The organism is Candidatus Tisiphia endosymbiont of Temnostethus pusillus, from assembly GCF_964264675.1.
Taxonomy (GTDB): Bacteria; Pseudomonadota; Alphaproteobacteria; order Rickettsiales; family Rickettsiaceae; genus Tisiphia.
In genome coordinates this window covers 439,857-455,740 of sequence record NZ_OZ183472.1, presented here as the reverse complement: position 1 = coordinate 455,740, position 15,884 = coordinate 439,857, and the positions used below count along the sequence as shown (strand labels likewise).

Below are 15,884 nucleotides of genomic sequence, written 5' to 3'. Positions count from 1 at the left end.
CGTGACGATATATAAGTATTTTCAAAATATTTGCAAAAATCACCTAAACTGGGTATGTCCGAAGTGTGTAAGTAAGTTATCAATCATTGAATAAAATAGCGAGCTGATTGAGTGCTAATTTCCAATCTCTGATGGCATGGACCATTTTTTTTGCGGCATTTTGTAGAGCTAAAAAAACTAGCTTAAAAACAGCTTCGTCATTAGGGAAAGCCCCTTTAGTTTTAATAATTCCCCTAATTTGACGATTTATGGATTCAATGGTATTCGTCGTATAGATAGCCTTTCTAATATAGTCAGGGAAGGCTAAAAATGGAATAATCTGCTGCCAATTTCTTGCCCAAGAACCAGCAATTGTTGGATATTTATGATCCCATTTTTCTTTAAAAGACGCTAAAGCCAATTCTGCTGTTTTATCATTACTACTAATATAAATCGCTTTTAAATCTGCTGCAACCAATTTACGATCTTTCCATGATACATAATTTAAACTATTTCTTACCGTATGTACTATGCATAACTGTACTATAGTCTTTGGAAACACTGAATTAATCGCTTCAGGAAAGCCTTTTAATCCATCAACACATGCTATATAAATAGACTCAATACCTCTATTTTTCAACTCCGTTACAACCGATAACCAAAGCTTAGCTCCCTCATTCTTGGCTACCCATATCCCTAACACTTCCTTTATCCCATCCATATTAACTCCTATAACTAAATATAGTGACTTGTTGATGATTTGGTTGTTTTCCTTAACTTTTACAATCAAACAATCTAAATATAATATCGGATATACTTTATCTAATGCTCTATTCTGCCATATTGTTACTTCTTCTATTACCTTATCCGTTACATTTGAGATAAACTCAGGCGATACTTCAATACCATATATCTCTTCTATATGCTCCTGTATTTGATGCATACTCATCCCTCGTACATACATCGCTATTATTTTATCATCAAAGCCCTGTAACCTTGTCTGACCTTTCTTTATTATCTGCGGGGAAAAACTTGATTCACGATCTCTTGGTGTATTCATTACAACTTGACCGTTATCCATCGTAACTACCTGCTGCTTACTCCATTCCAGCTATTGACGTTTATTGTCTTTTGATGTTTCCTATAGCCTAAATGATTCTCTAGCTCTCCTTCTAATGCTTGCTCTATCACTGCTTTCCTGAGATCTGCAAAAACTCCGCAAATTGTTCAGGTGATTCGTAATGCTGCATTATATCTGTTAATGTCTCTTTTTTTAAGTTTAATTTCCTTGTCATTTCTTTGCCTTATGTAAGTTTTTTAAATTTTAGATAAGTTGCAAATTAATAATTTTGCAACTTCTTTTTTTAAAAGCTTACACACTCTTCAGGACATACTCTGATTGTCAGATAATTTTTTATGGCACATGAATTGATTAGATTTTTCAAGAACAATGTGTTTAGAATCTAAAAAAGTTTGCATAGGAGTTTTCCCATAGCAATACTTACCTGAATGTGATCTATATCTGTTGTACTGAAATAACCATTCATCTACATCTCTTTGTAATTCGTCTGTAGAGTTATAAATCTTTTTCCTAAAAGCAGTATCATAAATTCTGTTTTCATAGTTTTATGAAACCTCTCGCAAATGCCATTAGTTTGAGGTGAGTTTGCTTTAGTTTTGGTATGCTCGATTCCTTCTACACTGAGATATAATTCATAGGCATGATTCCACAATATTCAGTGCTTCATTATGTTCTGCAAAGAAAGGTATAACAGATCGTTCAATATTTCCGCACTAGTAATAGGGGTTTTATCAGTGTAAAGCTTAGCCTCTGCCACACGTGAATATATATCAATAACTGTTTGTTGATACATCTTGCCAACTCCCTTAATAGTCCCTACATATTGCCCAAGATACATATTATGTATCTTGGGCAATATGATACCCTAGATGTTCTGTAGTTATCTTTCCTAAAGCTTCTAGCCTCTTTTTAATCATTCCTTAGCAAATCGATCTCACTCCTCTAGGCGAAACACAACAATCCCTTGTTTTTTAAGCTCATTGAAAACTCTTAATTATCCCCAAGCTGGCTCTTGTACTGCATTATCTATCACTGCTTGTTCAATATATGCTTCTACTCTATTCGCTAATATTGGCTTCTTTCGACTAATTTCTTGTAATGCTTCTCCTCCTCCTTTCTCATATAATTCTTTAAATCGATAATAGCTATCTCTGCTATATCCCATCGCTTTGCACGCCGCAGATATACTTCCTATTTGTTTCGCAAGCACTAACAAGCCTAATTTCGGCTTTATTATTTTTTGTTGTAAATTCATTCTTACTCTCCTTGATACAATTAATATCATTAATTAGTGATTTTTCCTCGAGATTAGATTGCTTGCTCGCTAGCACTATTTACACGCACTCACTCGCAAGCTCATCTCTTCTCAATCATACCTCTTGCAAGATTAAATCTCAACTAGTTCACATAATCAGACTTTAATCCCCGTGCATTAAAATGATCTAAGACATTACACCTATTTCTTCTACACCCAAAAGTTGTACAAACATATCTATGAGATTAGATTCTATGTGTTTTTGTTCATATGAATCTAATTCAGGCCCTACCTTTTCTGTATCTGCACTTGATGCCTTTAGATCACTATAGTCCTGATCTTCATAAAAATCTCTTGGTTCTGCTGATGCTTTAAGTTCTATTATTAAGTCTAGTTTATCTAAATGAGGTAGCTTTATTCCATACCAATCATTTATTAGATCATGGAAAACTTTAGCCTTAACTTTTTGTACTTTGCTGACTTCAGATTTGATCTTTGATTCATTTTGATTCCATTGAATCTTGCCTTCTTCAAATTCATTATTTCCTGGTCTTATTGGAATTGGTAGCTTATCCATAATTTTACCTCTTCCTCTACCAATACTTATATTAAGATCTTTAAAACGGTTACTCAAAGTTCCTATACTGTCATTGCCTCCTAAATCCTCAACTGCTGCGTCTATGTCACTTTGTAGCTTCCATTTTAACCAATCTTGCAGGATTTTATCATCTCTATTTGCTAAATCTCTTGCTTTAGATGGTTCAAATTTTGCTCTGCAATCATATTCTGATGTTTTTTTTACTTCTGTTTTATCTCTCATCTCTTTATCAATTGTAGTTGAAGCTGATACAGCACCTTGCATAACCATAGGCATTTTGTCTAAAATGTCTCCTATCTTATACATATTTGCATCTACCAAATCAAAAAACATAGCATTAGTTAAAAGCGTAGCAGCATTTCTTTTTACTTCAACTCCAAACATTAACTTGACTAATGTTTGGAGTTGATTTGTTAATTCATCTCTTAACTCGTTATTAAGTATAACATCCCCATATTCTTTCCCTCTTAGAGATGATTTAAAAAATTTCGATAACTTGCTTTTATCTATGTATCTTTCATCGATAAATCTTTGTAATCTTTTTTGAATAGCATCATAAGCACCCTCGTCTGTCATATAATCTGAGAAAGCACCCAATGTATGAATTTCTAAGGTTTCATCTTTTTGCGTGGTTTTCTTGCTAATAGAACTACCAGTAATGTGCTTTTTTGTACCAAATTTATAATCATATACACAGTTTATTCCTAAAAGTTTGTCTAGTTTTTTAATAGCTTTTATTTGTGCTAGAAATAAACCAGCATCATTTTTTTGTGTTTCTGTGAACGTAGGCTCTATGGTTTGTCTTTGGTTTTGCGCATATAACTCTATTTTTTTATTTAGTTTATATATGTCGTTAATTTTATCCTTTACTTCATGTTTTATATAAAAATTTGCCTTATTTCCACTTTTATTTAAATTTTTATAATGTGGATCTTGACCACAACTTTCTTCTATTTTTTGTTGATTAATTTTAAAAAAATCACTAGCTTTTCTTGATAATATTTCGCCATGAGCTTCATAATCACTAACAATTATGTTATAAGAAGACCCGATAAGTTTACCTAGTTTTTCAAGACTATCCTTTTCTTGTTGTGTTAATTGTGAAATAAATAATTTCTGTTTAATTACTTTATATTCACCCCTAACTTTTTGACTTTGAAGAATTTGTTGACCCATCTCTTTTAACACACAAGAATTACCATAATTGAAGTCTTGATACTTAGAACTATTATATTGATACTCAAAGTCTCTATATTTATTGAGTTTCTCAATTAGATCTTTTCTTCTAGATTTCAATCCTTTTGGAGGTAATTCTGCTGGATCTTCTTCATAATCTTCTCCATCTGTGCTATCACCTGCATAACCAATTGTTCTCATAATTATTCTCCTTAAATTTATATTTTAAAAATATATTAATAAAAAAACTTAAAAATCACCAATGCCTGTAGATTCCCCTATAGGACTAACTTCACTAGATTCTTGTTCTGTTTCTAAATATAATTCTTTTAAAACTTTTAATAAATCTCCATTACCACACTGTTCTACCTTTTGAAGCATACTATTAAAAGCTTCATCAAACAACTCATCATTACTTAGCTTATTATCTTCATCTGGAGGTCTATTATCATCTTTTAAATTTAGTCCTTCTCTATTAATGAATTCTTTCTCATGATTCAAAACTTCATATATAGCTTCTAATACGCCAATAGCATCTTTTGGCTGACCATATGCAAATTTTGTACCAAAATCTTTCATTAATTCAATTAATGTGTAGTTACCAAGTGCTCTACGCACTTCATTACTTATCATTCCAAAAAAATTTTCTTCAGCTCCTTCTTCAATATAAATTTCTCTCTCACAGAATTCCCTAGCTTTTTCATGATTTTTCATATGCTACTCCTTATTAAGATTAAAATACTCACATAACTTTATTTTAATTACGCAAATATTAAATAATAAGTTAGTCTTTATAAATATAAATTGCAATAAAATAATTTTCTTTTTTATCCAAGTACAAATTAAATATGTATAGTTAGCATATACTATATAATTTAAATACATTCATAATATTATAACTATATTATAACTTGACTTGTATTGCTTGAGTTTTAGTTGTGTTTTTTGATTCAATCTGTATAATTTTACCAATTATTGATTTTGGATTAATATATTGCATCACTTGCTTGTCTCTTCCTATAGTGCTTAAGTAATCTTCAGGAACCAGATGCTTTTTACCATTAAAATCATCTACTGTGATGTTACTAAATTTGACATTACCAAAATCATGTTTCGGATCAAACTTATTCTTCATTATTTGTAAATCTGCTGCTATTTTTTGCTCAATTGCCATAGAGCAAATCTTGTTACTATAAGCAATAAAAGCTGTCATATCTTTTTCTTTATATATTTGCAAAGTAGCCTTTATGTTTTCTTGTGTAGTAAATTTCTTCAGTGATTTTATTTGCTGTTGAAACTTACGCAACATATTGTTATCTTCTGATACTGATTATCTTTCAAAATAGAATTAATAATTTAATTCCAACTAATGATAGACCTAATACTAAATTATACCATGATACCATGTTAATTCTATTTTGAAAGATAATCAGTATGACTTCAAAAACCCTAATTCTGTTGTTAATTTTACTATTTCAGGTTCTAGAAATTTTCTAACTGATTCTGCTCCTTGAGTTTTAAGCATATCGTTAAAATCACCTTTTTCTGGCGGCATTAATACAGATACTACTGCCCCTTTACTTACCAATTCTTCTTGAGCCTTGACTATGACATGAAGAGATGGTGCATTTTGTCCATCATTATCGGCAGCAATAATGATTTTCTCTCCTGTGGTAGGTTAATAATTCTTGATATTACTAATACCTAAACTACAGAGAATTTTACCCTTGATGCCAGCTTCTTGCACACTCAAAGCAGTTTCTATCCCTTCTGCGATAATCGTCACATTATTTTTGTCTTCTCGTTGAATCTTCACAAATGAACCACTAATCTTGCCAAAAGATCGCTTGTTAACTAAAATCCCAGCTTTAGTACCAGTTTCCTTGTTTAAATAGATTGATTGTCCACCAGTAATATTGGCTTCCTTGTTACGAGCAAAAGCAATTAAAGCTGGATAATATTGTTCATGAAATCTTCATATTGCTGACCTGATTTTATGATAGACCTAGCTCTTTATCATCAGGCAGGGCAACAACAATATCTTTTAATAACTGGCTGTTCTTTCTTCTCTCTAGACGCTCTACCTCATTCATCAAGATTTTGGGGTCTTTAAATTTTGTATCGACATAATCAGGTAATAAAACAGTATGGTAAACATTATCTCCCTTATGAGCAAAATTATAAATAATGTTAGTTTGCTCATCTTTGATAATCATCCTAGCATTATAAGCCGCTTTACAACAGCTATTTCCTCCTGAGCTTCTCCCTACTATTTCTATCCTAGCAAACTGTATCGCCATAATTTACCAATTCTAATAATTCTCAATCCAACATTACTATGCAATGTAAAAATCATCCACTGAATTTTGAGCAGATGAACCAGCAAAAAGAAAAAACAAACTTTTAAATTTGTATATTGTGTTAGTTTTTAAATGCTAGGTTAATAACTCTTCTCTAATATGATATTTCTTGATCTTGACCATTACGCTTCTCGATGGATTTCTATATCATCGCAACCATACATCTACTTTTTTCAATAGACCTCTTTCGAAAGTGGTTAACGTAGTTCAAAATTATAAATGCCAGAAATCAAATTAAATCTAAGACCAAATCTTTTACGTCTATTTCGATATTTGTCAGCAATAATTTTAAACCGTTTTAGCATACCAATAACCTTTTCATTCACAACTCTTTCTCCTGCTAATCTACGATTATTCTTTTTATCATTTTTAGTTAAAGGATTTTTCTTGCTTTTTTTCTTTGGTAATTCAGAATTATTGTGAATTTTTTGTATACCTTGATATCCTGTATCAGTAATCGTTTTAACCTTAGGATGGATAAGAATTTTGGATTCCTTAAATAATCTAAAAGTCATGTTTTTTACCGTTAGAAAAATCTGTACATATTACTTGGTGTGTTTTCTTGTCTACCACTATTTGAGTTTTTAGTGTATGCCTTTTCTTCTTTCCTGAATAATAGAATTTTTGTTTTTTTAGGTCTTTCTATAGGACTCTCAGTAGCATCAATCAAGACTACTTCATAATTCATATCACTCTTCATTAGAGCTTTACGACCTGGAAGAGCAAAGTTTGGGTGTTTAACTAGGGTGTCTTCTACCCATTTAACAGCTTTATATGCTGAACTTTCACTAATCCCATAGTTCTGACCTATATGGAAATAAGTACGGTATTCTCTAAGGTATTCTAAGACCATCAGCTTGCCTCAAAATATCCACCATCTTTGAGAATGTTCCCTTCCTTACTCCTGTTAATCGACGAAATTTTTCATCCTCTAACTCTTTAAGCTGATCGAATTTCATTATTACTTCACATTAGATATTTATAACACCATTCTACATCATTGTCTAGTTTCGAAAGAAGTCTATTATAGATTCCTGCCTTCGCGGGAATGACACCTTTTGCGTTTAAATATAGTAGATGTTGTGTTTTTAGACTTTTGAAGGATTGACTATTTACTTTAACGCGAGTTGCCAATTAATTGCTAACCACAAAGCTGAATTTTATCAAGCCTTTGAAGGTAACTTATAGCATAAAAAGGCTCAAAATTAGCTATATTTTAAAATATAGCTAATTTTAACAAACATTTTAACTACAACTCCTACTTGTAAACCGCCTTAAATAAGGGTTTACCTGTATAATTAATTGGCAACTCGCGTTACTTTACCAAATTTCAGGTACAAAATCTAAAATAACCCACCCAAAGTAGCCTTTTACTAGTTCAATCTACCTATGTCAAGCAGTTTTATATTATTACAAAAATATTAAATATTCCCAATATATCTGTAATTTTTTGCCTTTTTAAACAAAGAAGTATTCTTCTTAAATTTCCTAACCAATTTTCACGTTTGAGTTATTTTTACAAAAAGCTTACTTTTAATAAAGTAATTTGTAGTACGTTTAACTTACTAGCAGTTCAATAAAATTATAGCTACTTTTGCTTATATTTATACCGTTCGTTTATTTTACAATCAATTAATTTTTCTACCTATAACTATTTTTTAGATAAACCATTTCTTTTTTTTTTACCTCTCTTTTCTTCACCCACCTATCCTACCTAAACAACCCACTTAAGGAGCATTCTGCTGCCTATATAAAGCTTGCCAATAAAATAAACTATGTAGTTACAAGTTAGGTTTTAGCATTTACTTTTGCAATCCCTCTACCCCGCACTTGGGCAAACTAGGTAAACCTAGTTTGCCTGCGCTCAAAGATTCGGTTCTTGTCATTGCTATTACCCAAAACTTACAGCTTATAGCGGTAATAGCAATGGCAATATGTCACTGTAATAAATCAGAAGTACGAAGAAGCAAAGGACAAAATGCAGTTGCAGCAAGTAGCTATATTTCAAGAAGTAAATTGCAGTTTTTTACAACTGACCGTAAAACAGGAGAAAAACGTACTGTTACCTATAATTTTAGCAGCAAGAAAGGACTTGTTCATAGCGTAATTCTAGCCCCAGAGGGTTCTCCTAGTTGGGTGTATGATAGACAAGAATTATGGAATAGAGCAGAAAGTAGCGAAACAAGAAAAAATGCTGAAACCGCTAGAAAGCTAACCATAGCCTTACCAAAAGAATTAACTCAACAACAGAATACTGAACTGACCGAACACTTTGCTTCTGAGTGCCTAGTTAGCCATGGCATGATAGCAGATATAAACATTCATTATGACAATCCAAATAATCCTCATGTCCACATTCAGATGACTACTAGAAAACTACTACGTTTAGAAAATGGTGAAGTAATTTTTGGTGAAAAAGGACGTGATTGGGGAAGAAGAAATTTTTTATATTATTATCGAGAAAATGTAGCCTATTTCATCAACCAATATTTAGAAAAATATGGTCATTTAGCTAAGGTATCACATTTATCGCATAAAGCAAGAGGAATTGATTTAATACCGACTATCCATGAAGGAACAGCACATTATATACAAGACTCAAAATTAAGGTTAATAAATGAACAAATACTAAAAGAAAATGCTACCAAGATTAGAGAAGATATAGAATTAGTTTTTCAGAAATTATCAATTAACAAGCCAGTTTTTACTAAGGAAGAAATTGCTATAGCATTAGCCGATACGTTAGCTATAGATTTGGAGCTAGGTCAAGCAGAAAAACAAATGGGAAATAGTGCAAATGGTAGTATTGATAAGCAAAAATTTCAACAAAATTTAAGAGAGCTAAGCAAGCAATTAGTACAAGAGAATATTCAGGAAGATATTGCTATAGATACAACTATTGTAACAGAGCCTAGTAGTAAGCAAGATAGCGGCGTACCTAGTACGGAAGATACTATTAATATTGCTACTATTAGTAGCGTTGACAATAGCAGTGATAATAGTGTTACTGATAATAATAGTCCAGTATTATCAGATATAGAACTATTGAATCAAGAATATTCTACTGAATTTATGTTGCTCTATAGTAAATTGCTGGCGTCTGATAAGATTAGTTTAATAAATCCTAGTGATTTAAAAGGTCGTACCTTATACGCATTAACCAAAAGGGTAGAGTTAGAGCAAAGATTTATTGGGATAGTAGAGGAGTTACAGCATAGTGAGAAACATAATCTGTCTATTGATGATAGAGCAATAGATAAGATTTCTATAGGGAAGAAATTAATTGCCACTATTCGACAAGTTGGTATTGCTGTGCAGGAAATAGTAAACAACAAAACAGGGCTAAAGATAGAGTTAATTGATAAACAATGCAAGCCTTTAACAAATGAGCAACGTAAGGCAGTAAGAGAAATTGTCAATGGTAAAGATATCAGCGTATTAGAAGGATATCCTGGAACTGGTAAGACTTTTGTCATGCGGGAGATAGTATGTCAATATAACAAGGCGGGTTACAGGGTAATAGGAACAGCCCCAAGTAGTACCGCTGCACAAGTTCTAGCAAGTAGTACGGGTATTGAATCAAAGAATACAGCACTACTGCGTAAAGAATGGCAAGAAGCTAAGGAACAAACGTTTGAGTTAATGCTGCGTTCTGATTATTATAAGGAAATAGAATATCAACATCAAGGCAGAATAGAGACTAGTTTGAGTTTGTATAAAAATATTAGTGGAGAGTTAGATGATAAGACCATATTAATCATAGATGAAGCTAATATGGTCGAGTTGGCAAATATGGACTATTTACTAAGTACAGTATTAAAGTCAGGGTCAAAAGCGATAATAGTGGGTGATAATAATCAGTTTGCTGCAGTTGGTATGGCTGGGGCTTTTAAGAAGATTTGTACTGTTGCAAAGGTAAGTACATTAACTGAAGTGATGCGTCATAAACACCAAGACGACTGGACTATGAGACTACAAAGGGAAGCTACCAAGCTAATGGGTCTTTATAAGATAGAAAAAGCATTAGAGATTTATCAAGGGCTTGGAGTATTGAATATTTATGACAATGTACAAGTAACTAAAGAAGCGTTAGTAACAGATTATATTAATGAGTATTTAGAGCAAGCCAAGAATTTAGCTAGAGATGATTTAGTGTCGATTAGGTCGATAGTAATAGGTGCTTATACTAATGTGGCTGTGAATTATTTTAACATACAAGTTAGAGAGAAGTTAAAACATGCTGGTATTTTAAAGGGACTGAGTGGTAATTTTAAATCTGGTCATGAGATGATAGAATTGCTGCGAGGTGAGCAAATAGTTTTTACCAGTAACAAGGCAGAATATAAGGGGTTTAATGGAGTACTAAATGGCGAGGTAGCAACAGTTATAGATTTTAATAGGCCTGATAATTTTGGTCATGGCTGCGTGCAATTGCTAGTACATAAAGCAGATGGCAGTAAGAAGATAGTCAAGATTGATACATCTGACCCACTATATCCTGTTCAATTTCAATATGGTTATGCAGTTACTGGATATAAGCTAGAAGGTGAGACAGTGGACTATATGAAAATATACCATGAAGCTATTATGGGTTATGAAGCATTTAACGTGTTGATGAGTAGGTTTAGATATGAGGTAAAACTGTATGGAGCTAGAGATGTATTAGAAGATATAGTTTATAGAAGAGTGGAAGAAGATGCGGCAAAAGGACGGGAACGGTTTAGTATAGAATCATATACCTATAAGGTATCAGGTGGAAAAGATTCAAAGTTAGTTAGGGAAGAAATACCTACTTGGTATATTGGTTTAATGTTAGGGATCAGTAGAAGAGTAGATAATAATTTAGCAATTGATTACCGTAAGCTTGATAATTTAACCCCTAATCAACAAGTAATTAAGAATTATTTAGACTCTAGACGAGAAGTATTTGATTTACGTGGTAAGATGCAAGAATGGCGAGAGCGTCGAGAAATGCCTATTAAACTAGTTGGACTATGTATGCTATTTAAGCAAAGTGCTAATGTCGAGATACAGAATGTTAGAGAAATTATTATAGACCCGTATGATTTAATATTTAATAGAGAGGTTGATGAAAAGATTGATAGTAAAGACACCAATAGTAAAAAAATATTATGGGCAACATTATCAAAAGAGAAGCGTAATCAGCTTATTTGGCAATATCTGTCAGAGTATGATAGGGAGGAACTAGAAACTATCTATAAGGAACTACAAGAAGCAAAGGCGAAGTTGCAAAAACATGCTAAAATTATTTGTGATAATTATCATGGTAGTGTCAGTATTAAAGACGCAGGAGGTAGCGATGTTAAGGATCAAGTAAGGATGGGTGATAGACTTATCCAGCTTAATTTAAATTATCAGACAATCCAAAAACATGCCGGCTATTCAACTTATAAATACTTCTTGAACAACATCAATCAAGGAGCAACATTAATTACAAATAATCATTGGGGACAAATGATGGAGATTTATCATGGTTTGCATTCCACCCAAAATGATAGTACCGACTCCTTAAATAATACAAACTTGATAAATATCTTTACCACTAATTTGGCTAATCTCAATGAATTTATTACTGAAACCAAGCTGTTACTAAAAGAGAGAACTGAACTATTAGAAAAGACTAGTATAGAGCATCAAGAGATAAAAAAAGAACTAGCAGAAATAATTACTTATCGGGAAAAATTATTCCCTGAATTCTTAAGTCGTATATATAAAACTCCTGTATCAAAAATACTGCAGAAATGGCAAGATTTGTTAGTAGAATGCCGGTATGAGCAATTAGCAGATACCATTTCTAAAGTAAAGAAAAATCCTAAATTACTGGGTAATTTTAGAGGTATTGGCTTTGGTAACATTTTGGGTATTAGCCAGCGTCGGAAAGATGCTATTAACAATTTTGAGGTCATAGCTAAAAGGTTCAGAAATTATGAGCAAGGTGCAATTAAAGTACAAGAACTACAAAATAAACTAACAGCAGGAAACTATCCGAAGTTACTTGAGAGCTTATCAGCAGAAATAATGTCGTTAACTGATAGTTTGCCTAATAAATATGAACAGAGCTTTTTGGATCAGCTTTACCTTTTACAAAAAGAGGGAAAACTAACTATAGAAAATTTGGCGGCACTAGCAAAAGAAGATGATCTACAAGGGCTTATTTATGAATATTATAACTATATTAATGATGCAGAACTAGCTAAATTAGCCATATCCATCTCAGCTGATATTCAAGGTGAAGATCAGAAAGAAATAACTAGCAACAAAATAGAGGAAGCAAGAGAAGGTAAAGTTAGACTAGAAACTAACAAATATGATAGCATTAATGCAGCTAGGAATGAGAGATTAGACTTTAATGAAGTTATCCAAAGTTTGAGTGAATATAATTATCGTAATATTTTTGAAAGCTATGCTAGAAGGATTAATAGTGATGGCAAAAATTTTAAAAGGAGTGGTGCTGAGATTAGCCTTGGCAGTTTGAGTATGAATTTAAGGAAAGGATTATGGATTCGTCATAGTACTGGAGAGGGAGGCAATATATTTTCTTTTGTTCAGAAGGCTCTTAACTGCAGCAAATTAGAAGCATTAGAGCAAGTAGCCTTGATATCTGGTATTAGGGCTAGAGCAAATAATTATCATAATGATAACTACAGCAGCAATAAGCAACTACAAGAAAGTGATGGACATGAAAAGATAGTGACACACTTAATCAATGAATGGTATGCACAGCCTTACGTCTCTGAATCTGCACCTAAATTCGATCCTAATATTCACTTGGCTGGTATGCTGAAAAGTAATACTATTGCAGGCATCTATTATTACAGAAATGATAAGAGCCAGCTAATAGGTTTAACGGTTAGACTGATAAGTAACCAAGATGGAACGAAGCAAGTACTACCAGTGAGCTATTGCCAAAATGAATCATTAAATAAAGAAGCTTGGCGGTTAAAGGGTTTTAGTGATAATGGTTATAAACCGATCTATCATATAGAGAAAATAACAGATGAGCAAAAGAGTAAATTAAATACTACTATATTAATAGTGGAAGGTGAGAAGACCTGTGATAAAGCCCAAGAATTACTGCCCGAATATATTGTAGTATCTTGGTTGGGTGGTAGTAATTCGGCAGATAAAGCAAATTGGCAGCAATTGCGAGGTAGAAGAGTAGTTATTTGGCCTGATCATGATCAAGCCGGCATCAAAGCGGCTAGAACAATATGCCACATGATTAATAAGGCTAATGGTCATATTGGCAATGTAACTATCATTGACCCAAGTCAACTAGAGTTTAATGGTACTATCCATACCGACATCTTACTAGAGAAATGGGACTTGGCTGACCAATTACCAGTAGGTTGCAATATAGATAATATCAGGGAAGCTATCATAAATTGTCAGCAGCAAAATAGTTCCTTATCTTATAGTCAGTCTATGACTGCAAGACTACAACAATTACTACCACAGAAAGAACTAGCGATAGGAGAAAGAATATTGTGGCAAGCTAGAAGTAGCGGTATTATCCTTGCCATAGAATACATAAGACAAGAAGCTGCAAAAGAAGTCAGCTGGCAAGAGAAGCTTACCTCATCAGAAGCTAACTATTACATGAAATATGCTGAAACTACCAAAAAAGATGGGAGTAAACATGAATTTTTAGGAGTACAAGATAGCCTATACCGAGATACACTAGTTGCTATAGCCACGAATAGCAACATCAAAGATAAAGAGTGTCTAGAATTACCAAAATTAATAGCAGAACTGCAACATGAGTACGAGCAAAAACAAAGAGCTTTAAGTTATGACAGTAGTGGTCGTAGTTTTGGTGATGATGATCATTATCAATCTTACATTACAAGTTTAGAATCTTATGGTACTGATAGGGTAGAACTATATCATATTATGCTCAGGGATGTAAGCTTGCTACATCAAGAACAATTAAGTGGGATAAAGGGTAAAATAATTAAAGCTCACCAAAGAGCCATAGAGCAGACAGTATATCAGCAAATTAAAACTTATCAAATAAGACAAGCGAGAAATCAAACAAGTAATAAACTAGACTATGATGATAAAGTAAGAATATCTAGTAAAATATATGATGGTCTTTGTAGTAGTAAATGGTGGCAAAGTTTAGTAGTAAAAGATCTAACTTACATACAGAAACTACAGCAAAAAGTTCAAACAAAACTGGCTAAGAATAATAGTTATGAGAGAAGAATAGAAGAGATAGTAGAGAAATATAAAGGACAAAACCCTAGATTGATAAATAATGAATTAGTAAATAAATGGACTTCAGAGTTAGAAGAACTAAAAACATATAGTGCAGATAGTTTAAGTGACATTATTAAGATAGGGGAGGAAAAAGGCTTAGAACAAGCATTTAAAGAAACTGTTAGCATTAATGATAATAAAAATAGAGAGTTAAAAATAGTACTTGAAGTATATAAGGATAGGATAGATGAAATACAAAAATTTAATGATAAGTTCAATGTAGAGGATATAAAGCATCAAATAAAGCCATTAAAATATAACGATATGGTAAAGGCGGTAGATAAAATACGGGTCGATAGTTTTAGAGATTGGATAATTCCACAATTTAATAGAATAGAGCAGGAGCGACAAGAATCACAACAAGTTAATGGATTACTGAATAGCCTCGAGCAAGAGAGGGACTTAAGTTTAAAGATGGGTAAGGATTATCAAAGTTTAACTTATCGTATATCAGAAGAAATGGAAGAAGAGAACATCAATGATAAAAGGAGAGTGTATGACTGCCAGCCTGATCTATTAGAGAATATTAAAAGGGATAGTTTATATATAGCAAAGCATAATATATGGGAAGAAGAATTATTAATTAAGGAATTAAAGCGAGATATTTCAGAACTAAAAGATAGAGTAGCACCATTAATGTTTAAATTTAGTCAACAACATTGTAAGAAGCAAATTGAACAAGATATAAAAATAATAAAAGAACAAGGGATATTAATTAAAGAAAATAAACAACAATTTAAAACCGTGCAAAGTTATTTAAATAACTTAATGAATAATCAGGAAATAAGGTCTTATATAAGAGGGGCTGATTTTGAAATAATGCTAGTGGAAGGAATAAAAGATACAAAGCAAGTAGCTGTGCTAACAAAGCAATTATATAAAGAACGTCAAGCACATGTACTAAAAGAATTGAGTACTGAAATACAAGAGCTTAAAGAACATGGGATGATAAAAATTAACAATAATACTTATGATGCAAAATCTTATTTAGAATATAGGATGAATGATAAGCTAATTGCTCCGTATTTGAAGAATACAGAAATAGCAAAAATACTAACAGAGATATATAGACAAAAACAACACTTAGATCAGCAAAAACAATCAGAGCTAACACGGGAAAAAATAATCTAATGAAGATGTAAAGAGTCTGTC

General features: G+C 32.4%; 4 protein-coding genes and 4 pseudogenes. 1 reads left to right on the top strand and 7 read right to left on the bottom strand.

Features of this window, described 5'->3' with window-relative positions; translation table 11 throughout:
* Window positions 1-79: 79 nt before the first annotated feature.
* The 7 genes and pseudogenes from ACFEL2_RS02280 to ACFEL2_RS02240 all read right to left on the bottom strand — a co-directional run bounded on the left by ACFEL2_RS02280 (window position 80) and on the right by ACFEL2_RS02240 (window position 7,408).
* Entirely contained in the window at window positions 80-1,060 is a 981-nt protein-coding gene (locus tag ACFEL2_RS02280) for an IS256 family transposase (RefSeq protein WP_341762932.1), read from the bottom strand.
* A gap of 302 nt (window positions 1,061-1,362) precedes the next feature.
* Window positions 1,363-2,315: pseudogene (locus ACFEL2_RS02275) on the bottom strand (integrase core domain-containing protein).
* A 187-nt stretch (window positions 2,316-2,502) separates the two neighbouring features.
* Window positions 2,503-4,290, bottom strand: coding sequence for a hypothetical protein (locus ACFEL2_RS02270; protein WP_375332138.1), 1,788 nt, complete (start codon window positions 4,288-4,290; stop codon window positions 2,503-2,505).
* A gap of 48 nt (window positions 4,291-4,338) precedes the next feature.
* Window positions 4,339-4,803, bottom strand: coding sequence for a hypothetical protein (locus ACFEL2_RS02265; RefSeq protein ID WP_375332137.1), 465 nt, complete (start codon window positions 4,801-4,803; stop codon window positions 4,339-4,341).
* Window positions 4,804-4,993: 190 nt separating this feature from the next.
* A pseudogene (locus ACFEL2_RS08425) lies at window positions 4,994-6,055 on the bottom strand (toprim domain-containing protein); the annotation flags it as partial.
* A gap of 31 nt (window positions 6,056-6,086) precedes the next feature.
* Window positions 6,087-6,389 (bottom strand): annotated as a pseudogene (locus ACFEL2_RS02245) (MobA/MobL family protein); the annotation flags it as partial.
* Window positions 6,390-6,646: 257 nt separating this feature from the next.
* Window positions 6,647-7,408 (bottom strand): annotated as a pseudogene (locus ACFEL2_RS02240) (IS5 family transposase).
* Window positions 7,409-8,303: 895 nt separating this feature from the next.
* On the opposite strand from ACFEL2_RS02240, the gene ACFEL2_RS02235 reads away from it, so the two are divergent.
* Entirely contained in the window at window positions 8,304-15,863 is a 7,560-nt protein-coding gene (locus tag ACFEL2_RS02235) for a MobA/MobL family protein (RefSeq protein WP_375332136.1), read from the top strand.
* Window positions 15,864-15,884 lie beyond the last annotated feature (21 nt).